Origin of the sequence: Microbacterium lemovicicum (assembly GCF_003991875.1) — a bacterium.
GTDB classification, from domain to species: domain Bacteria; phylum Actinomycetota; class Actinomycetes; order Actinomycetales; family Microbacteriaceae; genus Microbacterium; species Microbacterium lemovicicum.
The window spans coordinates 69,343-88,414 of sequence record NZ_CP031423.1; the positions used below are offsets into that span (position 1 = coordinate 69,343).

Here is a 19,072-nt window from a genome sequence, read left to right on the forward strand (position 1 = left end):
GCGTGTGGCCGTCTTCAGCGAATCGGTCAACCGGTCATCAGGATTTGCCAGCTTCGCCGACCCGTGGAACCGTTGACGAGTCCCGAGAGGGATGTCAACCCCGACCAGTCCGCGGACGCCGGTGGCCAGCGAAGCCAGACCGACGTCCGTACGGTCGGCGGTCCCTCCGCGGGTCGGATGCCCGCGGCCCGGAATCTGCCCCGACGGGGCGCCGGACGGATCGCCACCCGGGCGCGACCCCGCGGCGCCGTGCGCGCCGCCGAGGTGCATGTGACCGCTCCGCCTGCCATCGAGGCCCGAGGCCTGTACAAGGTCTTCGGCCGCAATCCCCGATCCGCCGTCCAGCGCCTGTCCGCGGGCGCGTCCCGCCGCGAAGTGGCCGACGCCGGGACGGCCGCCGTCATCGACGCGTCCTTCACGGTGCGCACCGGTGAGATCTTCGTCATCATGGGCCTGTCCGGCTCGGGCAAGTCCACCGTCATCCGCATGCTCAACGGGCTGCACGACACCACCGCCGGCGAGATCGTCGTGTCCGATCAGTCCATCACCGAGCTCTCCCCCAGCCGCCTGCGAGCCCTGCGGCGCGACCGCGTCTCGATGGTCTTCCAGCACTTCGCACTTCTGCCGCACCGCACGGTCGCCGACAACGTCGCCTACCCGCTCGAGCTGCGCGGCATCGGCAAGGCCGAGCGTCTGGCCCGGGCCGAGGAGATCCTGACCCTCGTCGGACTCGAAGGCTGGGGCGACACGCTGCCCTCGGCCCTGTCGGGAGGAATGCAGCAGCGCGTCGGCATCGCCCGAGCGCTCGCCGCGGACACCGACATCCTGCTCATGGACGAGGCCTTCAGCGCCCTCGACCCGCTCATCCGCCGCGAGATGCAGGAGCAGCTCCTCGAGCTGCAGCAGAAGCTCCGCAAGACCATCGTCTTCATCACGCACGACCTGAACGAGGCGATGTTCCTCGGCGACCGCATCGCGGTCATGCGCGACGGGCGCATCGTCCAGATCGGCACTCCCGAGGACATCCTCACCGACCCCGCCAACGACTACGTGGAGCAGTTCGTGCAGGACGTCGACCGCGCCCGCGTGCTCACGGCGGCGCACGTCATGGAGCGCCCGCGCCCGGTCGTGTCCGTCTCGGCCGGCCCCCGGACGGCGCTGCGCCAGATGCGCGACGCGTACATGTCGGCCGCCTACGTGACCGGACGCGACCGGGTGCTCCAGGGCATCGTGACCGACCGCGATGCCGTGAAGCTCGTCCGCGCCGGCGTCACCTCGCTCGAGTCGATCCTGCGGCCTGTGCCGCAGAGCGTGAGCGAGGACGACGTGCTGATGAACCTCTTCGTCCCCGCCGTCGAGTCGCCGCTGCCGCTGGCCGTGCGCGACGAGCAGGGCCGGCTCACGGGGGTCATCCCGCGCGTCACGCTGCTGGCGGCACTCGGTCCCGGGCCAGGTGCCACGGAGGAGGTGACGCTCCCGCAGCAGCCCGTGCCGGCCGAGGTCATCGATCGGCTCCTGGCCGAGGGCGACGACGCCGCCGACGCGTCCAGGGCCGACGGGCGAGAGGCGGTGCGCTGATGGACGGGTTCCGCATCCCCATCGGCTCCTGGGTCGACGCCGGCGTGGACTGGGTCCGCGACAACCTCGACGGTCTCCTCACCGTGATCGCGGTGACCGTGCGCTGGCTCGTCGAGTCGCTCACCGATGTGCTCCTGGACGCTCCGATCGTGATGGCGATCGTCGTGGCGGCGCTCATCGGCTGGCTGGTGCGCTCCTGGCAGCTCGCCGTGGGAACCGTGGTCTCGTTCGCCCTCATCCTCGGCATGGGCCAGTGGGTCACCTCGATGCAGACGCTGGCGCTCGTGCTCGTCGCGACGGTCGTCGCCGTGGCGATCTCGGTGCCGCTGGGCATCTGGTCGGCGCGCAACGACACGGTCCGCGCGGTCATGAAGCCCGTCATGGACTTCATGCAGACGATGCCGGCCTTCGTCTACCTCATCCCCGCGATCACGTTCTTCAGCATCGGCGTCGTGCCGGGGCTCGTCTCGACCGTCATCTTCGCCCTGCCGCCCGGCGTCCGGCTCACCGAGCTCGGCATCCGCGGGGTCGATTCCGAGACCGTCGAGGCCGGGCACGCCTTCGGTGCCACGCCCGGACAGATCCTCCGCGGCATCCAGCTACCCCTGGCGATGCCGACGATCATGGCCGGCGTCAATCAGGTGATCATGCTCGCCCTGTCGATGGCGGTCGTGGCCGGCATCGTGGGCGCGGACGGCCTGGGCAAGGAGGTCGTCGAGTCCATCTCGACGGTCAACCTCGCCAAGGGCGTGGAGGCGGGGCTGTCCGTGGTCATCCTCGCGGTCTACCTCGACCGCGTGACGGCGGCGCTGGGCACTCCGTCGGCCTACCGCTCCTCCCTGCTCGGCGTCCTTCGACGCCGCCGCTCCGCGACCACCCCCAACCGGGAGACTCCCGCCGCCGCCCCGCACCCCGCACCCGTGGCGTGACGCCCGGCACTCCCTCCTACGAAACCGACGACGACATGCGAAAAGGACGACACATGAACACGCGACACCTCACCGGAACCGTGGCGCTCGGCGCCGTGGCGGCACTGGCCCTCGCCGGCTGCGCGAGCGGCAATGCCGCGGCGGGCGGCTCGGGCGACGCCGGGGACAAGGGCACGATCACGCTCGGGTTCCTGCCCTCGTGGACCGATGGCCTCAGCACCGCCTACCTGCTGGAGAACAGGCTCGAAGGCCTGGGCTACACGGTCGAGATGCAGACCCTCACCGAGGCGGGGCCGCTGTACACGGGTCTGGCCCAGGGCGACATCGACATCTACCCGTCGGCGTGGCCGGAGCTCACGCACGCTTCCTACATGGAGAAGTACGGCGACTCGATCGAGGATCTCGGCGCGTACTACGACGACGCCAAGCTCACCATCGCGGTGCCCGACTACGTCGACATCGACTCCATCGATCAGCTCGCCGGGCAGGCCGATCGCTTCGGCGGCCGGATCATCGGCATCGAGCCGGGCGCGGGGCTGACGAAGCAGACGCAGGAGAGCATGCTGCCCGGATACGGGCTGGACGGCGAATACGAGCTCGTCACGTCCTCGACGGCGGCCATGCTCACCGAGCTCGACAACGCCATCACCGCACAGAAGGACATCGCCGTGACCCTGTGGCGTCCGTTCTGGGCCAACGACGCGTACGACGTGAAGGACCTCGCCGACCCGGACGGCCGCATGGGCGAGCCCGAGGCGCTGCATTTCCTCGGCCGCGAGGGACTGGGCGAGGAGTACCCCGACATCGCGGAGCTCATCGCCGGCATCCGCCTGGACGACGAGCAGTACGGAGCGCTCGAGGACCTCGTCGTGAACGAGTACGGAGAGGGCCGTGAAGCCGAGGCCGTGCAGGCGTGGCTCGAGCAGTATCCCGACGTCATCTCCTGACGCGTCGCGCTGACGTGCGACCCCATCCCCGAAGGGGCACGGCCGTGTGCCGCGTCCTCCCGGGGATGGGGTTGTCCGCGTCGTCCCTCGGAGACGTGGCGCGGCCCCGCGGCATCGTGGGCGCGGGAGGATGGAACCATGGCACGCTCCCGGGGTGCGACGGCGGTCCCGCCGCCCAAGACGTGCGCCTCGTGCGGGCGCGAGATGCAGTGGCGCAGGAAGTGGGCGTCGAACTGGGACGAGGTGCGCTACTGCTCCGACGCCTGCCGGCGCCGGGGGGTGGGCAGCGTCGACGAGCGTCTGACCGCGTCGATCCGCGAGCTCCTGGCCACGCGCGCCCAGGATGCCACGATCTGCCCGTCGGAGGCGGCACGCGCCGTCGGCGGCGAGGAGTGGCGCGACCTGATGGAGCCCGCCCGTCGCGCCGCGCGGCGGCTCGTCGCGGAGGGCGAGGTCGAGATCACGCAGCGCGGCACGGTGGTCGACCCGTCGACCGCGAAGGGCCCGATCCGCATCCGTCGCGCACGCTGACCGCAGCGCACGCTGACCGCCGCGATGCGCGACGTCGCGCGCCAGCGACGTGCCGGCGCTCAGCGCGAGGGCTTGGGGTGCACGACGCGGCCGGGAGCCGTGACCGGTGCCGCTGCTGACGGGCGGGGGGATGCCGGGGGCACCGGCTGACGCTCGGCGTCGGCCTTCGTCACGCCGTCGGCGGTGGCCGCGGCATCCGTCGTCGAGGCGGCCTGTCGTGCGGACGCGGCATCGGTCGTTCCGGTGGTGAGCTCGAGCGCCACCTTCTTCTCGAGCACATCGATCGCCTCGTCGGAGACGGAGATGAGCCCGTCGAGCTCCTCGCGCACGCGGCGGTAGGCGAGCTGGCGCTCGGCAGGGGTGGCCGCCTGATCGATGGCGACGGTGAGCAGCTGTTTCGCGGTGTCGAGACGCTTGCGCTCGGATTCGCTGAACGAGGAGTCGCGGATGCGCCGCGCGTCACGTTCGGCGACGTCGAAGGCGACCTCGTAGTCGGTGACGGCGGCGCGGTACTCGGCCAGCTGGTCCTTCGCGATGCGGACGTCGACGGAGTCGGGGCGCAGACCGTCGGCGATCTTCTTGGCCCGGAGGAAGGCCGCGGTCAGCGGCTGGCGGCCGTCGCTCATTGCCGGGAACGCGATGAGCTTCGCGACGTCGAGCTCGTAGTCGAGCCAGCGGTGCGTGACGTCGTCGTGGGCGGCGAAGAGCTTCTGCAGCTGCTGGCGGTGCGGCGCCTCGGCCTCTGGCGCTGTGGCGGGCGCCGTGGCGATCGCGCCCGTGCGCACGCCGCGCAGCTCGGCCTTCGCCCGCATGACCTCGAGCCGGCGCTCATGCCGTGCGCGGGCTCCGCGCTCCCACGCCTTGGCGGCACCACCGGCGACCCCCATCAGGGGGAAGATGATCCACCAGAAATTCCACCACTCCACGGGCCCATGCTAGACCGCGCCGTCGCGGGGGAGTCCGGATCAGGGACGCTTGTCAGGTCGCCGTCCGCCCCACGCGGCGGCGGCCCGGGCGACGGCCTCCGCGGTGCGGGATGCCCCGTCCCAGATGTCCTTGGCGACGTCACCCCAGGCCTCGCCCCGGCCATCCGCGTCGCCGGTGCCCGCGGCCGAGGGCCGCGTGCGCCCGCGGGCCTCCTGCTCAGCGGTGTCGAACGTCTGCCGCAGGCGCCGCACGGCATCGCGGTAGGCGGCGTAGGCCGACGGCGTCGTGCGGGCGTCGGGCGCCGACGGACGCAGCCACTGCGCCTGCGACTGGGCCTGCAGGAATGCCGACAGGGCCGGGTTCCGCACGTCGCTCATCGAGGGGTACGCGATCGCCAGGGCGGGATCGGTCTCGTAGGCCATCCACCGCACGAGCACGGCGTCGTGCTCGTGCATCAGGCGGGTCAGCGGGTGGAACTCGCGGGCGGATCCGGCCGGAGGCATCGTCGAGCGGGCGGCCTTGACGGCGGCCCGGCGCGCGCGGACGTCGGCCGCCGACGCCTTAACCTCGCGCTGCGCCACCTGCAGCCGGCGCTTGGCCCCGGCAAGTGCAGCCGGCACGACGGACTGCGCGCGGGTCTGATCGGCCTGGAGCCGGAGCAGGTCGGCCTGCGCGGCCTGCACCTCGGCGCGGCCGCGGACCGCGGCATCCCGCGCCTCCTGGAGATCGTGCAGCGCGGCATCCAGTTCCAGACGTCGCGCGGCTCCGCGCGGCATCGCCCGGTGCGGCTTCAGACGACGGTTGGCGCGCAGACCCACCCACGTCGCCGCTCCGCCGGCCACGGCGGTGGGGGCGACCCACCACCACTGAGCCAGGAGGAGCAGCGGTTCCATCTCCTCATGCTAATCGCCGCCCCTGCGGGGAGCACAGGGAGATGCGCGACGGCACCGCGGGCAGCGAGCCGAGGCCTCCTGGTCGGCGCGCCGGAGCGCGCACGCATCCCCCGGCCATCGAGGATGACTCCATGCTCTCCGTGCGCGTGACGCTCCCGGCATCTCTTCGCGCGCCGATCGAGCGCGATCTGCGCAGCGACCCCGCGGTCGCCGACCTCGCGGTCATCCCCGGCGCGGCGCTCGACGGCGCGGGCGATCTGCTCGTGTTCGACGTCGCCCGCGAGGGCGCGAACGGTGTGATGCGGATGCTGCGGAAGGCCGGGGTGCCGCGAGAAGGCTCGGTGGTCGTGAGCGAACCCGTGGCGATGCTCTCGGACGCGGCAGATCTCGCGGAGCGCGTCACCCCCGGTCATCCGGCCGACGGTGTCGTGTGGGCTCAGCTGGCCGACCGCTCCCGCGAAGACTCCCGCCCGTCCTGGAGCTTCTTGACGTTCCTCCTTCTCGCCACCCTGATCGCCGGGATCGGACGATTGCTCGATCAGCCGATCCTCATCATCGGCGCGATGGTGGTCGGTCCCGAGTTCGCGCCAATCGCGGCCATCTCGTACGCGGTCGTGCGGGCGCGACGCGGAATCGCGGGCGCCGCGTCCCTCACGCTCTTCGGAGGCTTCGCGGTGTGTGGACTCGTCGCGTGGGGTGTCTGGGCGATCGTCTACGCCACAGGTGCGTTCAGCTTCGCGCAGGCGACGACGGGCCCGCAGACGCAGTTCATCGTGTCGCCCGACGGGTGGTCGTTCGTGATCGCGATCCTGGCGGGCATCGCGGGCGTCCTGTCGCTCACGAGTTCGAAGTCGTCGGCCCTCGTGGGGGTGTTCATCTCCATCACGACCGTTCCCGCCGTCGGCACCCTCTCCCTGACGCTCGCGGTGGGTGCCTGGGAAGAGGCGGGGGCGTCGCTCGTGCAGCTCGTCCTCAACCTCGCGGGGTTGCTGATCGCGGGCACGGCGACCCTCTTCGTGCAGCTTCGCGTCGGGCGCTGGGTTTCCGATCGGGTACGCGAGCGCCGCGCGGTCGGCTGACGCCGCCGGGTCAGCCGAAGAGGAGGGCGATGACGGTGGCACCGCCGCCCACCAGGATGAGGGCGACGATCACCACCCACGCCACGATCTTGACTCGGCGCTGGCGCACGGCGTCGAAGCCGGCGTACTCGTCGTCATCCGACACGGTTGTCCCCTTCCGCGGGCTCGGTCACGGTCGGACCGAAGGCGGCCGGCAGCGTCGCCGTCGACAGGGCGCGCAGCTCCGGCGTGGTGAGCGTGAAGACGTCCTGCACCTCGAGGGCCGAGGCGCCGTCCTCTGCGACGTCGGTGACGCCGATGCGCAGCACGGGGTAGCCGCGGCCGTCGCACAGTCCGCGGAACTTGACGTCGTCCTCCCGGGGCACCGACACGATGACGCGACCGGTGGACTCCGCGAACAGGGCGGCCGCAGCATCCACCCCGTCCCGCTCCATGATCTCGCGCAGCCAGACGCGGGCTCCGATGCCGAAGCGCATCACGGCCTCGGCGAGGGCCTGGGCGAGACCGCCCGACGACAGGTCGTGGGCGCTGGAGATCAGCGACTGCTGCGACGCCGCGTGCAGCAGCTGCGCGAGGCGCTTCTCCTGCGCGAGGTCGACGGCCGGCGGGCGTCCGCCGAGGTGGCCGTGGATGGTGCCGGCCCACTGCGATCCGCTGAGCTCGGTGGCGGTGACGCCGAGGAGGTAGATGTTCTCGCCGGCATCCTGCCAGCCGCTCGGGACGCGGCGGGCCACGTCGTCGATGATGCCCAGCACGCCGACGACCGGGGTCGGGTGGATGGGCACGTCGCCGGTCTGGTTGTAGAACGAGACGTTGCCGCCCGTGACCGGGATGCCGAGCTCGAGGCAGCCGTCGGAGAGTCCCTCGACGGCCTGGCTGAACTGCCACATGACCTCGGGGTTCTCGGGGCTGCCGAAGTTCAGGCAGTCGGTCACCGCCGTGGGGATCGCCCCGGTGACGGCGACGTTGCGGTACGCCTCGGCGAGGGCGAGCTTGGCGCCCTGATAGGGGTCGAGCTGGCAGTAGCGGCTGTTGCAGTCGGTCGCGATGGCGAAGCCCAGGCCCGTCTCCTCGTCGACGCGCACCATGCCCGCATCGTCGGGGAAGCTCAGGGCGGTGTTTCCGAGCACGAAGTAGTCGTACTGGTTGGTGACCCACGACGTGTCGGCGAGGTTCGGGCTCGTCAGCAGCTTCACGAACTCGTCGCGGAGCGTCTCGGGGTCGCTCGAGCGGGGGAGGGCGGCGGCGGAGTCCTCGCGCAGCGCGTCCATCCAGGTCGGGTACGCCACCGGGCGCTCGTACACCGGGCCGTCGACGGCGACCGTCGAGGGGTCGACGTCGACGATGCGCACGCCGTGCCAGTCGATGACGAGGCGTCCGTCGCCGGTGACCTCGCCCAGCACGCTGGTCTCGACGTCCCACTTGCCGACGACGGCGAGGAACGCGTCGAGCTTCTCGGGCGCGACGATGGCCATCATGCGCTCCTGCGACTCCGACATGAGGATCTCCTCGGCCGTGAGCGAGGGATCGCGCAGCAGCACGTCGTCGAGCGAGACGTGCATGCCGCTGTTGCCGTTGGCGGCCAGTTCGCTGGTCGCGCACGAGATGCCGGCCGCCCCGAGGTCCTGGATCGCCTCGACGAGGTCGTCGCGGTAGAGCTCGAGGCAGCACTCGATGAGCACCTTCTCGGCGAAGGGGTCGCCGACCTGCACGGCGGGGCGCTTGGTGGGACCGCCCTCCGAGAAGGTGTCGGAGGCGAGGATGGATGCTCCGCCGATGCCGTCGCCGCCGGTGCGGGCGCCGAACAGCACGACCTTGTTGCCGGCGCCGGAGGCGTTGGCGAGCTTGATGTCCTCGTGACGCATGACGCCCACGGCGAGCGCGTTCACGAGCGGGTTGGCCTGGTAGACCGAGTCGAAGACCGTCTCGCCGCCGATGTTCGGCAGGCCGAGGCAGTTGCCGTAGAACGAGATGCCCGACACGACGCCGTGCACGACCCGTGCGGTGTCGGGGTCGTCGATGGCGCCGAAGCGCAGCTGGTCCATGATCGCGACCGGGCGCGCGCCCATCGAGATGATGTCGCGGACGATGCCGCCGACGCCTGTGGCCGCCCCCTGGAACGGCTCGATGTAGCTGGGGTGGTTGTGCGACTCGACCTTGAAGGTGACCGCCCACCCCTCGCCCACGTCGACGACGCCCGCGTTCTGGCCCATGCCCACCATGAGGCGGGTCTTCATCTCCTCCGAGACCTTCTGGCCGAACTGGCGGAGGTAGATCTTGCTCGACTTGTAGGAGCAGTGCTCCGACCACATGACGGAGTACATCGCCAGCTCGCCGCTCGTCGGGCGACGGCCGAGGATCTCGCGGATCTGCGCGTACTCGTCGGGCTTGAGGCCCAGCGCGCCGTACGGCTGCTCCTTCTCGGGAGTGGCTGCGGCGTTGTCGACGGAGTCGATGACGGGAACGGATGCCGCGGCCGCGGCGGGTGCTGAGGGGCTGGTCACGCGGCTGAACTCCCGGATCGAAGGTTGCGCCCCCAGTCTAGGCGCGCGGCCCGGCGAGGACCGTCCCGCTAGCGTGGGGTCATGCTCGACGTGGAGTACGCCAGAGACCTCATCTTCATCGGAGTGCTGTTCGGAGTGGCCGCCTTCGTCTGGGCGGGGTGGGGCCAGGAGCGGCCGCCGGCCGGTGTGCGGTGGCGCGTTCTGCTGGGTGCGGTGCAGCTCGCCGGACTCGGCCTGGTGGCGATCGGGGTGCCCCCGCTCATCCGATTCTGGGGCGCCGACACCGCGCTCACCCCCGACAACCCTGCGCTGCTGGGGTACATCGTCGTGTTCTGGGTCGAGGTGGTCGTCATCGTCGTGCTGGCGATCTGGCTCATCCGCACGAAGCGGGCGCAGGCGGTCGCCCCCATGGTCCTTATCGTCGTCGGCGTCCACTTCTTCCCGCTCGGGTTCGTCTTCGGGCAGGGCATCCTCTTCGTGGCGGGAGCCCTCGTCACGGCTGCGGGAGTCGCCGCCCTCGTGTGGCGCCGGCGTGACGTCGCCCCGAGCTTCTGGTGCGGCATCTTCGCAGGCCCCGTCTTCGTGCTGATCGGCGCGCTCGCCGCCGCCACGGGCCGCGCCGCGGTCGGCGCCTGAGTCGCGGCCGCACCGCCCCCCTGTCCCCGCGGCCCGCACCGTCCCCCTGTCCCCCCGGCCCGCGCCTACCCCTGCCCCGCGAGACGTCGCAACACGCCGCACCGCTCGGCGAACGCGCGGCGTGTTGCGACGTTTCGCGAGGGCGGCCGAGGGGCGAGGGCGGCCGAGGGTGCGGGTGGCCGAGGGTTCGGGCGGCCGACGGGCGGCCGACAGGTGCCGGAAGCGGGTGTTGACGAGGCCGTGCGGCCGCGCTAACGTACAACCAAATGGTTGTAGAACACGAACTCAGCGATGCCGACGTGGACCGGATCTTCCGGGCCCTCGCCGACGCGACGCGGCGCGACATCCTGCGCCGCACCATCGACGGCGAGCAGTCGGTCTCGGCGCTCGCCGGCGAATACGAGATGAGCTTCGCCGCCGTGCAGAAGCACGTGGCGGTGCTCGAAGCCGCCCACCTCATCGTGAAGCGGGCAGAAGGAAGGGAGCGCCTCGTGCGCGCCGATCCGGACACCATCGCCCGAGCCCGATCGCTCCTGGCCGAGTACGAGCGTCTCTGGCGCTCGCGCATCGACCGCCTCGACTCCCTGCTCGCCGAAGAAGACTGACGACCGGATGCCGCGGCATCCACCACGCTCGAAGGAGAACGCCATGCCCGTCACATCCGTCACGACCGACCCCGAGGCCCTCACCCTCACCCTCGTCGCCGACTTCCCCGTCGCGCCGCAGCGCGTGTGGAAGGCGTTCACCGATCCGCGCCAGCTCGAGCGCTTCTGGGGCCCTCCGGGGTGGCCGGCCACGTTCACCGCCTTCGACTTCGCGCCCGGCGGCGTGGCGACCTACCGCATGACCGGACCCCGCGGCGAGAGCGCGGGCGGCCGGTGGGAGTTCACCCGCATACAGGAGCCGACCTCGTTCGAGGTGCTCGACTCCTTCGCCGACGTGGACGGCGAGCAGAACCCCGACATGCCGGCATCGCGCATGACCTTCTCGTTCGAGGAGACGCCCGACGGCTCTCGGCTGCAGAGCGTGACCCACTTCCCGTCGACCGAGGCGCTCGCGCAGCTCGTGGCCATGGGAATGGTCGAGGGTTCGACGATGGCGATGGCGCAGCTGGACACCGTGCTGCAGGATCTCCGCGAGTACGCGCAGGGCAAGGGCACCCGCACCGAGATCCTCAGCGACCAGCACGTGCGCATCACGCGGCTGATCGACGGACCGCGCGAGCTCGTGTGGCGCGCGCACCACGACTCCGAGCTGATGAAGCAGTGGCTGCTCGGTCCCGACGGATGGACCATGCCCGTCGCCGAGGTCGCCACGGAGGTCGGCGACTCGTACCGCTACGTCTGGGAGCCGGTCGGCGGCGGCGAGGGCTTCGGATTCGAGGGCGAGCTCGTCCACGCCGAACCCGGGCGCCGTGCCGTGACCACCGAGCGCATGATCGGCATGGACGGCCCCGGCACCCTCAACGACCTGAGCCTCTACGAGGAGGACGGCGCGACGCTGCTGACGCTGCTGATCGAGTATCCGGATGCTGCGACCCGCGACATGATCCTCGCGACCGGCATGACGGAGGGCATGGAGACGTCCTACGCACGACTGGAGTCGCTGGTCCTGGCCTGACGCCGGGACGCGATCCGCCGCCGCCGGCTCAGCGCACGCGGCGGCGGTGGATCGCCATCGCGGCGATGAACGCCACGGCGAGGATGCCGACGCACCACGCCAGCGCGATCCAGAGGTCGGCGCCGACCGGCTGCCCGGCCAGCAGCGCCCGGATGCTGTTCACGATCGAGGTCACCGGCTGGTTCTCGGCGAACCAGCGCACCGGCCCCGGCATGGTCGTGGTCGGCACGAAGGCCGAGCTCAGGAACGGCAGGAAGATCAGCGGGTACGAGAACGCGCTCGCGCCGTCGACCGATTTCGCGGTGAGCCCGGGGATGACGGCGAGCCAGGTGAGGGCGAGCGTGAACAGCGCGAGGATGCCGATCACGGCCAGCCATCCGAGCACGTCCGCGGACGAGCGGAACCCGATCAGCAGCGCCACCCCCACCACGACGGCGAGCGAGACGAGGTTCGCGGCGAGCGACGTGAGCACGTGCGCCCACAGCGTCGCCGATCGCGCGATCGGCATCGACTGGAACCGCTCGAGGATCCCGCCCTGCAGATCGAGGAACAGCCGGTACGCCGTGTACGAGATGCCCGAGGCGATGGTGATGAGCAGGATGCCGGGGAGCAGGTAGTCGACGTACGAGCCACCCGTGTCGGTGGCGATGGCCCCGCCGAAGACGAACACGAACAGCAGCAGCAGCGCGATCGGCATGATCGCGGTGGTGATGATCGTGTCGGGACTGCGGAGGACGTGGCGGAGCGATCGCCCCGTCAGCACGGCGGTGTCGCCGAAGAAGTGCGTGCGCATGATGCTCCTCAGGATTCGTGGCGGATGTCCGGGCCGACGAGCGCGAGGAAGATCTCCTCCAGGCTCGGCTGCTTCTCGACGTACTCGATGGTCGCCGGGGGCATGAGCGCCTTCAGCTCCGCCAGCGTCCCGTCGGCGATGATGCGTCCCTCGTGCAGCACCGCGATGCGGTCGGCGAGCTGCTCGGCCTCCTCGAGGTACTGGGTGGTGAGCAGGACGGTGGTGCCGGCTGCCGCGAGCTCGCGCACCGCGCGCCACACCTCGATGCGCGCCTCCGGGTCGAGCCCGGTCGTGGGCTCGTCGAGGAACACCACGGCGGGGTCGCCGATGAGGCTCATGGCGATGTCGAGCCGGCGCCGCATCCCTCCCGAGTAGGTGGCGACACGGCGGCCCCCGGCATCCGTCAGCCCGAAGCGGGAGAGGAGGCGGTCGGCGATGCCGCGGGGGTCGGCCTGGTGGCGGAGTCTCGCGACCAGCACGAGGTTCTCGCGACCTGTGAGCACCTCGTCGACGGCGGCGAACTGTCCGGTGAGGCTGATCGCGGCACGCACCTCGGCGGGCCGGGCCGCGACGTCGAGGTCGGCGACGACGGCCTCACCGGCGTCGGCGCGCAGCAGGGTCGACAGGATGCGGATGACGGTCGTCTTGCCCGCCCCGTTCGAGCCGAGCAGGGCGAAGATGCTGCCGCGGGCGACTTCGAGGTCGACCCCTCGCAGCACGGGCACGTCCGTGTAGGCCTTCTCGAGGCCGCGGACGCGGATGGCGGTGGACATGTCTCTCCTTCGGTCGAGTCACGGGTGAAGCTGTTTTCGGGCGCACTCGTCCACCGCGTCGGCGCGGTCGCGCTGAGCGTGCGGGCGGAGTGGGGCGCGGATGCCGCGGCCGCGGCATCCGGAGTCGTCAGGGGATCAGCGCGAGGACTCGGCCTCTGCCCCGGCGATGGCATCGCGCAGGCGGGTCTGCTCGGAGCGGATCCAGCTGCCGCCGCCGTAGTTCTCCATGAACGTGTCGGCGAAGGCGACGGGGTCGTCTCCGACGACGTCGCGGATCGGGGTGGCGTCGGCCGCACTCTGCTCGAGCAGGTCGCCGAGGTCGTCGAGCATGCGGATCAGGCCGGCGCCGTCGTTGCTCGGGCCGAGGTGCAGGAGGTACCGCTCGAGTCCCGCCGCGGCGGAGCGGTAGGGCGCGGGAAGCTTCTTCATGCGCGCCTTGTAGGCGAGGTAGCGCTTCTTGTCGCTCAGATCGCCGACGATCTTCTCGTACCAGGCCATGTCAGTTCCCTTCGATCCGCAGGTGCTCGAGCCGGTCGGCGAGCGAGCCCCAGGTGTTCCAGAAGTCGGCGAGCTGATCCCGCCCGGTGGTGTTGAGCGCGTAGACCTTGCGGGGCGGACCCTTCTCCGAGGGGACCTTCTCCACGTCGACCAGGCCGCGCTGCTCGATGCGCAGGAGGAGCGCGTAGATCGTGCCCTCCGCGATGTCGGCGAACCCGCGCTCGCGCAGGTCGGCCGTGATCTCGTATCCGTAGGCGGGACGCCGGGCCAGCACGGCCAGGACGATCCCCTCGAGGACGCCCTTGAGCATCTCCGTGTCCTGCTTGCCCATCGCGACCTCCTCGCTACTCAGTGTTGCTGACTACCACTACATAGTAACGCCGAGTACCGGTACTTAGCAATACCGAATACCGGTACCCGTGTGGATCCCGTGAGGGCGGCGCGCGCGGGCGTATGGATTCCGTGAGGACGGCGGGATGCGGCATCCGGCGGGTATTGCATCGAAGCCGTGCCCCGCACAGGGCACCCGCGTGCCCTGCCGCGGTCATCGTCTTCTCAGGAGTTCCCGTGCTCGATGTGGTCTTCATCGTCGCGACGCTGGCGCTGTTCGCGCTCGTCGCCCTGGTGGCGAAGGGGGTCGAGAAGCTGTGATCGTCTTCACCGTCATCGCCGCCGTCCTCGCCCTCGCCGCCGTGGTCTACCTGGTGGTGGCCCTCGTGCGTCCCGAGAGGTTCTGACGTGGACGCCGGTGTCATCTGGTCGATCGTCCTCACGAGCGCGACCCTCATCCTCGCCCTGGGACTGGCCTACCGCCCCCTCGGCGACTACATCGCCCACGTCTACACGTCGGCCAAGGACTCGCGCATCGAGCGCGCCACCTACCGCCTGATCGGCGTCGACGCGGCGGGCTCCCAGACATGGCAGGCGTACGTCCGCTCCGTGCTCCTGTTCTCGGTCGTCGGCGTCGTGTTCGTCTACGCGATCATGCGCCTGCAGCAGTTCCTGCCCTACTCGCTGGGACTCGGCGCGCCGAGCGAGGCGCTGTCGTTCAACACCGCGGTCTCGTTCGTCACCAACACGAACTGGCAGTCCTATTCCGGCGAGGCGACCCTCGGCTACACCGTGCAGTTCGCCGCGCTCGCGGTGCAGAACTTCGTCTCCGCCGCCGTCGGCATCGCCGTGGCCGTCGCGCTCGTCCGCGGCTTCGCCTCGCGGCGCAGCGGCGTCATCGGCAACTTCTGGGTGGACCTCGTGCGCGGCACGTTCCGGCTGCTGCTGCCGATGGCGGTGATCGCCGCCGTGGTGCTGCTGGCGGGCGGCGTGATCCAGAACCTCTCCGGCGCGACCGATGCCGCGACCCTCACCGGTGCCGCGCAGTCGCTCCCGGGCGGCCCCGTCGCCTCGCAGGAGGCGATCAAGCTCCTCGGCACCAACGGCGGCGGGTTCTTCAACGTCAACTCCTCGCACCCGTTCGAGAACCCGACGCCGTGGACGAGCCTGTTCCAGATCTTCCTGATGCTCGTGATCCCGTTCTCGCTGCCGCGCGCCTTCGGCCGCATCGTCGGCGACGACCGCCAGGGCTACGCGATCCTCGGCGTCATGGCCGCGATCTTCGTGGCGTCCACGGCGATCCTGACCGCGCTCGAGGCCGGCGGGGCGGGCACGGCCCCGCAGCTGGCGGGCGGTGCGATGGAGGGCAAGGAGGTGCGGTTCGGCATCTTCGGCTCGACTCTGTTCGGCAGCACGAGCACGCTGACCTCCACCGGAGCGGTGAACTCCATGCACGACAGCTACACCGCCGTCGGCGGCATGATGCCGATGCTCAACATGATGCTCGGCGAGGTCGCCCCCGGCGGCGTCGGCTCGGGACTGTACGGGATGCTGGTCCTCGCCGTCCTGGCGGTGTTCATCGGCGGACTGCTGATCGGCCGCACGCCGGAGTATCTGGGCAAGAAGATCGGGCCGCGCGAGATCAAGCTCGCGAGCCTCTACATCCTGGTCACGCCGACGCTCGTCCTGGCCGGCACCGCCCTGAGCTTCGCGATCCCCGCGATCCGCGCTGACGTGGAGGCGACGTCGATCTGGAATCCGGGCGTCCACGGCCTGAGCGAGGTGCTCTATGCCTTCACCTCGGCCTCGAACAACAACGGCTCCGCCTTCGCGGGCCTGACCGCCAACACCCCGTGGTTCAACACCGCGCTGGGTGTGGCGATGCTGCTCGGACGCTTCCTGCCGATCGTGCTCGTGCTGGCGCTCGCCGGCTCGCTGGCCGCGCAGGACAAGGTGCCGGCCACCGCCGGGACGCTCCCCACCCACCGGCCGCAGTTCGCCGGCCTCCTCGCGGGCGTGGCGGTCATCGTCACCGCCCTCACCTACTTCCCGGTCCTGACCCTGGGACCTCTCGCCGAAGGACTCTCCTGACATGTCCACCACCCTCACCCGCGCCGCTGCCCCCGAGCCCATCGCCGACCCCGCGCCCCGGCGCGCGTTCAGCGCCGCGCAGATCGTGCAGGCCGTCCCCGGAGCGCTGCGCAAGCTCAACCCGGCGTCGCAGTGGCGCAACCCCGTCATGTTCCTCGTGTGGGTGGGCGCCGCGCTCACCACGCTGATCGCGATCGCCGAGCCGCTCCTGGGCGGTCCGGAGTCGTCCGGGGGTGCCCCCGTGCCCGCGGGCTTCACGTGGGGCATCGCCGTCTGGCTGTGGCTCACGGTGTTCTTCGCGAACATCGCCGAGTCGGTCGCGGAGGGGCGCGGCAAGGCGCAGGCCGCCACACTCCGCAAGACCCGCACGAGCACCACGGCACGCCGCGTGGTCGCCTACGATGCGACGGCGGATGCCGCGGCATCCGCTGCGACCGTCGAGGACGTGCCCTCGGGCGACCTCCGCCTCGGAGACGTCGTGCTCGTCACCGCGGGCGAGCTGATCCCCGGCGACGGCGACATCGTCCACGGCATCGCGACGGTCGACGAATCGGCCATCACGGGCGAGTCGGCGCCCGTCGTCCGCGAATCCGGCGGCGACCGCAGCGCCGTCACCGGCGGCACCCGCGTGCTGTCGGACCGCATCGTGGTGCAGATCACCTCGAAGCCCGGCGAGACCTTCGTCGACCGCATGATCGCGCTGGTCGAGGGCGCGTCGCGCCAGCGGACGCCGAACGAGATCGCGCTCAACATCCTGCTCGCGAGCCTGTCGATCGTCTTCGTCATCGTCGTGCTGGTGATGAACCCCATCGCCTCCTACGCCGCCTCGCCCGTCAGCATCCCCGTGCTGATCGCCCTGCTGGTCTGTCTCATCCCGACGACGATCGGCGCGCTGCTGTCGGCGATCGGCATCGCCGGCATGGACCGGCTCGTGCAGCGCAACGTGCTTGCGATGTCGGGGCGCGCCGTCGAGGCCGCCGGCGACGTGACGACGCTGCTGCTCGACAAGACCGGCACCATCACCTATGGCAACCGTCGCGCGAGCGAGTTCGTCGCGATGGCCGGAGTGGACGCCCGCGAGATGGCGGAGGCGGCAGCGCTGTCGTCGCTGGCCGACCCCACTCCCGAGGGCACGTCGGTGGTCGAGCTCGCCGCCGTGCAGCAGATCGTCGCGACGATGCCGCAGGGCGCCGTCGCGGTGCCCTTCACCGCGCAGACCCGCATGTCGGGTCTCGACCTCGCCGACGGCACGCAGGTGCGCAAGGGCGCGGGGTCGGCGGTGCTCGCCTGGCTCGACGCCGCGGGCTCGCCGGTCGCGGGCGCGCTGCGCACGCAGGTGACGGCCGAGACCGACCGCATCGCCGGCTCGGGCGGCACGCCGCTCGTGGTGGCCACTCTCTCCGAGGCGGGCGCGGGACGCGTGCTCGGCGTCGTCCACCTCAAGGACGTCGTCAAGGACGGTCTCCGCGAGCGCTTCGAGGAGCTGCGCTCGATGGGCATCCGCACGGTGATGATCACCGGCGACAACCCGCTGACGGCCAAGGCGATCGCCGCCGAGGCCGGCGTCGACGACTACCTCGCCGAGGCCACCCCCGAGGACAAGCTGGCGCTCATCCGGCGCGAGCAGGAGGGCGGCAACCTCGTCGCCATGACGGGCGACGGCACGAACGACGCCCCGGCGCTGGCGCAGGCCGACGTGGGCGTCGCGATGAACACGGGCACGTCGGCGGCGAAGGAGGCCGGCAACATGGTCGACCTCGACTCCGACCCGACCAAGCTCATCGACATCGTCCGCATCGGCAAGCAGCTGCTCATCACGCGCGGCGCGCTGACGACGTTCTCGCTGGCGAACGACGTCGCGAAGTACTTCGCGATCATCCCCGCCATGTTCATGGGCGTCTTCCCGGGGCTTGCCGCCCTCAACGTGATGCAGCTGTCCTCACCCGCCTCGGCGGTGACCAGCGCGATCATCTTCAACGCGATCGTCATCGTGTTCCTCATCCCGCTGGCGCTCCGCGGCGTGAAGTACCGCGCCGCCGGTGCCTCGCAGATCCTCAGCCGCAACCTGCTCGTCTACGGGCTCGGCGGCGTGATCGTCCCCTTCATCGGCATCAAGCTCATCGACCTCGTCGTGAGCCTCATCCCCGGCTTCTGAAAGGCCCCGACATGCGCACCACCCTGCGTACCTCCGGCGTCGCCGTCCGCGCGATGCTCCTGTTCACCCTCGTCCTCGGCGTCGGCTACATGCTCGTCATCACCCTCATCGGCCAGGTCGCCCTGCCCGCGCAGGCGAACGGCTCCCTCGAGCGCGACGCCGACGGCACCGTGATCGGCTCGCAGCTGATCGGGCAGTCGTGGACCGATGCCGACGGCGCGGCCCTGCCCGCCTGGTTCCAGTCGCGGCCCTCGGCCGCCGGCGACGGCTACGACGCCGCGGCCTCGAGCGGATCGAACCTCGGCCCCGAGAACGCCGACCTCATCGCGGCGATCGAGGAGCGGAAGGCCGCGGTGACCGACCTGGACGGCGCCGGATCCATCCCCGCCGACGCCGTCACCGCCTCGGGCTCGGGGCTCGATCCCGACATCTCCGTCGCCTACGCGCGGCTGCAGGTCGACCGCGTCGCCGCGGCCCGCGGCATCCCGGCATCCGACGTCGACGCCCTCGTCGACGCGCAGGTGCTGCCCCGAGACCTCGGCTTCCTCGGGGAGCCGCGTGTCAACGTGCTGGCCTTGAACCTCGCCCTCGACGCGCGCGCGCCCCTCGCGCGCTGACAGAATCGCCCCATGCGACCCCTCCCCTGCGTCCGCGGCCTCCGACGGCCGTGCGGCGGAGCCGTCTCGCGCGGTGCGGCCGTTGCGCTCGCGGGATCGCTCTCGCGCGGTGCGGCCGTTCCGCTCGCGGGATCGCGCTCGCGCGGCGGAGCCGTTGCGCTCGCGGGACGC

General features: G+C 71.2%; 21 protein-coding genes. 13 read left to right on the plus strand and 8 right to left on the minus strand.

Annotated elements, in window-relative coordinates; translation table 11 throughout:
• The first annotated feature begins 270 nt into the window (after positions 1-270).
• The 4 genes from CVS47_RS00345 (at position 271) to CVS47_RS00360 (ending at position 3,985) form a co-directional block, all read left to right on the plus strand.
• Positions 271-1,578: a quaternary amine ABC transporter ATP-binding protein gene (locus tag CVS47_RS00345; RefSeq protein ID WP_241240219.1), complete on the plus strand. Its 1,308-nt coding sequence runs from the start codon at positions 271-273 to the stop codon at positions 1,576-1,578.
• Positions 1,578-2,507: an ABC transporter permease gene (locus CVS47_RS00350; protein ID WP_127094303.1), complete on the plus strand. Its 930-nt coding sequence runs from the start codon at positions 1,578-1,580 to the stop codon at positions 2,505-2,507. Before CVS47_RS00345 ends, CVS47_RS00350 begins: the two co-directional genes overlap by 1 nt.
• A gap of 53 nt (positions 2,508-2,560) precedes the next feature.
• Positions 2,561-3,454, plus strand: a complete 894-nt coding sequence (locus CVS47_RS00355) for a glycine betaine ABC transporter substrate-binding protein (RefSeq protein ID WP_127094304.1) — start codon at positions 2,561-2,563, stop codon at positions 3,452-3,454.
• Between the two features lie 138 nt (positions 3,455-3,592).
• Positions 3,593-3,985 carry a DUF2256 and DUF3253 domain-containing protein gene (locus CVS47_RS00360; RefSeq protein WP_127094305.1) on the plus strand — a complete coding sequence of 131 codons (393 nt, stop codon included), beginning with the start codon at positions 3,593-3,595 and terminating at the stop codon, positions 3,983-3,985.
• 59 nt (positions 3,986-4,044) lie between these two features.
• On the opposite strand, the gene CVS47_RS00365 is transcribed toward CVS47_RS00360, so the two are convergent.
• Positions 4,045-4,911, minus strand: coding sequence for a hypothetical protein (locus CVS47_RS00365; protein WP_338142377.1), 867 nt, complete (start codon positions 4,909-4,911; stop codon positions 4,045-4,047).
• A gap of 39 nt (positions 4,912-4,950) precedes the next feature.
• The gene (locus CVS47_RS00370) at positions 4,951-5,805 is read right to left on the minus strand and encodes a hypothetical protein (RefSeq protein WP_127094306.1); all 855 of its coding nucleotides are present in this window, start codon (positions 5,803-5,805) and stop codon (positions 4,951-4,953) included.
• A 131-nt stretch (positions 5,806-5,936) separates the two neighbouring features.
• Here CVS47_RS00370 and CVS47_RS00375 point away from each other — a divergent pair, with 131 nt between their 5' ends.
• Positions 5,937-6,884 carry a DUF389 domain-containing protein gene (locus CVS47_RS00375; RefSeq protein ID WP_127094307.1) on the plus strand — a complete coding sequence of 316 codons (948 nt, stop codon included), beginning with the start codon at positions 5,937-5,939 and terminating at the stop codon, positions 6,882-6,884.
• A 10-nt stretch (positions 6,885-6,894) separates the two neighbouring features.
• Here the strand turns inward: CVS47_RS00375 and CVS47_RS16975 are convergent, their stop codons facing one another.
• Positions 6,895-7,029, minus strand: a complete 135-nt coding sequence (locus CVS47_RS16975; protein ID WP_277600948.1) for a hypothetical protein — start codon at positions 7,027-7,029, stop codon at positions 6,895-6,897.
• Entirely contained in the window at positions 7,019-9,388 is a 2,370-nt protein-coding gene (gene purL / locus CVS47_RS00380) for a phosphoribosylformylglycinamidine synthase subunit PurL (RefSeq protein WP_206502691.1), read from the minus strand. The genes CVS47_RS16975 and purL overlap by 11 nt, the downstream gene beginning before the upstream one ends.
• An 81-nt stretch (positions 9,389-9,469) precedes the next feature.
• Between purL and CVS47_RS00385 the strand changes: the two genes are divergently transcribed.
• The 3 genes from CVS47_RS00385 to CVS47_RS00395 all read left to right on the plus strand — a co-directional run bounded on the left by CVS47_RS00385 (position 9,470) and on the right by CVS47_RS00395 (position 11,644).
• Positions 9,470-10,024 (plus strand): hypothetical protein, encoded by a 555-nt coding sequence (locus CVS47_RS00385; protein WP_127094308.1) that lies wholly within the window; start codon positions 9,470-9,472, stop codon positions 10,022-10,024.
• A gap of 266 nt (positions 10,025-10,290) precedes the next feature.
• The gene (locus tag CVS47_RS00390) at positions 10,291-10,629 is read left to right on the plus strand and encodes an ArsR/SmtB family transcription factor (RefSeq protein ID WP_127094309.1); all 339 of its coding nucleotides are present in this window, start codon (positions 10,291-10,293) and stop codon (positions 10,627-10,629) included.
• 43 nt (positions 10,630-10,672) lie between these two features.
• Complete coding sequence (locus tag CVS47_RS00395) at positions 10,673-11,644, plus strand: SRPBCC family protein (RefSeq protein ID WP_127094310.1); 972 nt, start codon at positions 10,673-10,675, stop codon at positions 11,642-11,644.
• 28 nt (positions 11,645-11,672) lie between these two features.
• Here CVS47_RS00395 and CVS47_RS00400 read toward each other — a convergent pair whose 3' ends face one another.
• From CVS47_RS00400 to CVS47_RS00415, 4 genes are all read right to left on the minus strand, one after another.
• Entirely contained in the window at positions 11,673-12,437 is a 765-nt protein-coding gene (locus CVS47_RS00400; RefSeq protein WP_127094311.1) for an ABC transporter permease, read from the minus strand.
• An 8-nt stretch (positions 12,438-12,445) separates the two neighbouring features.
• Positions 12,446-13,210, minus strand: a complete 765-nt coding sequence (locus CVS47_RS00405; protein WP_127094312.1) for an ABC transporter ATP-binding protein — start codon at positions 13,208-13,210, stop codon at positions 12,446-12,448.
• Between the two features lie 135 nt (positions 13,211-13,345).
• Positions 13,346-13,708 (minus strand): DUF1048 domain-containing protein, encoded by a 363-nt coding sequence (locus tag CVS47_RS00410; RefSeq protein WP_127094313.1) that lies wholly within the window; start codon positions 13,706-13,708, stop codon positions 13,346-13,348.
• A gap of 1 nt (position 13,709) precedes the next feature.
• Positions 13,710-14,039: a PadR family transcriptional regulator gene (locus CVS47_RS00415; RefSeq protein WP_127094314.1), complete on the minus strand. Its 330-nt coding sequence runs from the start codon at positions 14,037-14,039 to the stop codon at positions 13,710-13,712.
• A gap of 131 nt (positions 14,040-14,170) precedes the next feature.
• On the opposite strand from CVS47_RS00415, the gene CVS47_RS00420 reads away from it, so the two are divergent.
• From CVS47_RS00420 to kdpC, 5 genes are read left to right on the plus strand one after another with little or no spacing between them, the layout of a single operon-like run.
• Positions 14,171-14,359, plus strand: a complete 189-nt coding sequence (locus tag CVS47_RS00420) for a hypothetical protein (protein WP_127094315.1) — start codon at positions 14,171-14,173, stop codon at positions 14,357-14,359.
• The gene (gene kdpF / locus CVS47_RS00425; RefSeq protein ID WP_127094316.1) at positions 14,356-14,445 is read left to right on the plus strand and encodes a K(+)-transporting ATPase subunit F; all 90 of its coding nucleotides are present in this window, start codon (positions 14,356-14,358) and stop codon (positions 14,443-14,445) included. The genes CVS47_RS00420 and kdpF overlap by 4 nt, the downstream gene beginning before the upstream one ends.
• Before the next feature lies 1 nt (position 14,446).
• Positions 14,447-16,129, plus strand: a complete 1,683-nt coding sequence (gene kdpA / locus CVS47_RS00430) for a potassium-transporting ATPase subunit KdpA (RefSeq protein ID WP_127094317.1) — start codon at positions 14,447-14,449, stop codon at positions 16,127-16,129.
• Between the two features lies 1 nt (position 16,130).
• A complete protein-coding gene (gene kdpB / locus CVS47_RS00435; protein ID WP_127094318.1) occupies positions 16,131-18,284 on the plus strand; it encodes a potassium-transporting ATPase subunit KdpB in 2,154 nt (717 codons plus the stop codon).
• Between the two features lie 11 nt (positions 18,285-18,295).
• Positions 18,296-18,901 carry a potassium-transporting ATPase subunit KdpC gene (gene kdpC / locus CVS47_RS00440; RefSeq protein ID WP_127094319.1) on the plus strand — a complete coding sequence of 202 codons (606 nt, stop codon included), beginning with the start codon at positions 18,296-18,298 and terminating at the stop codon, positions 18,899-18,901.
• Positions 18,902-19,072 lie beyond the last annotated feature (171 nt).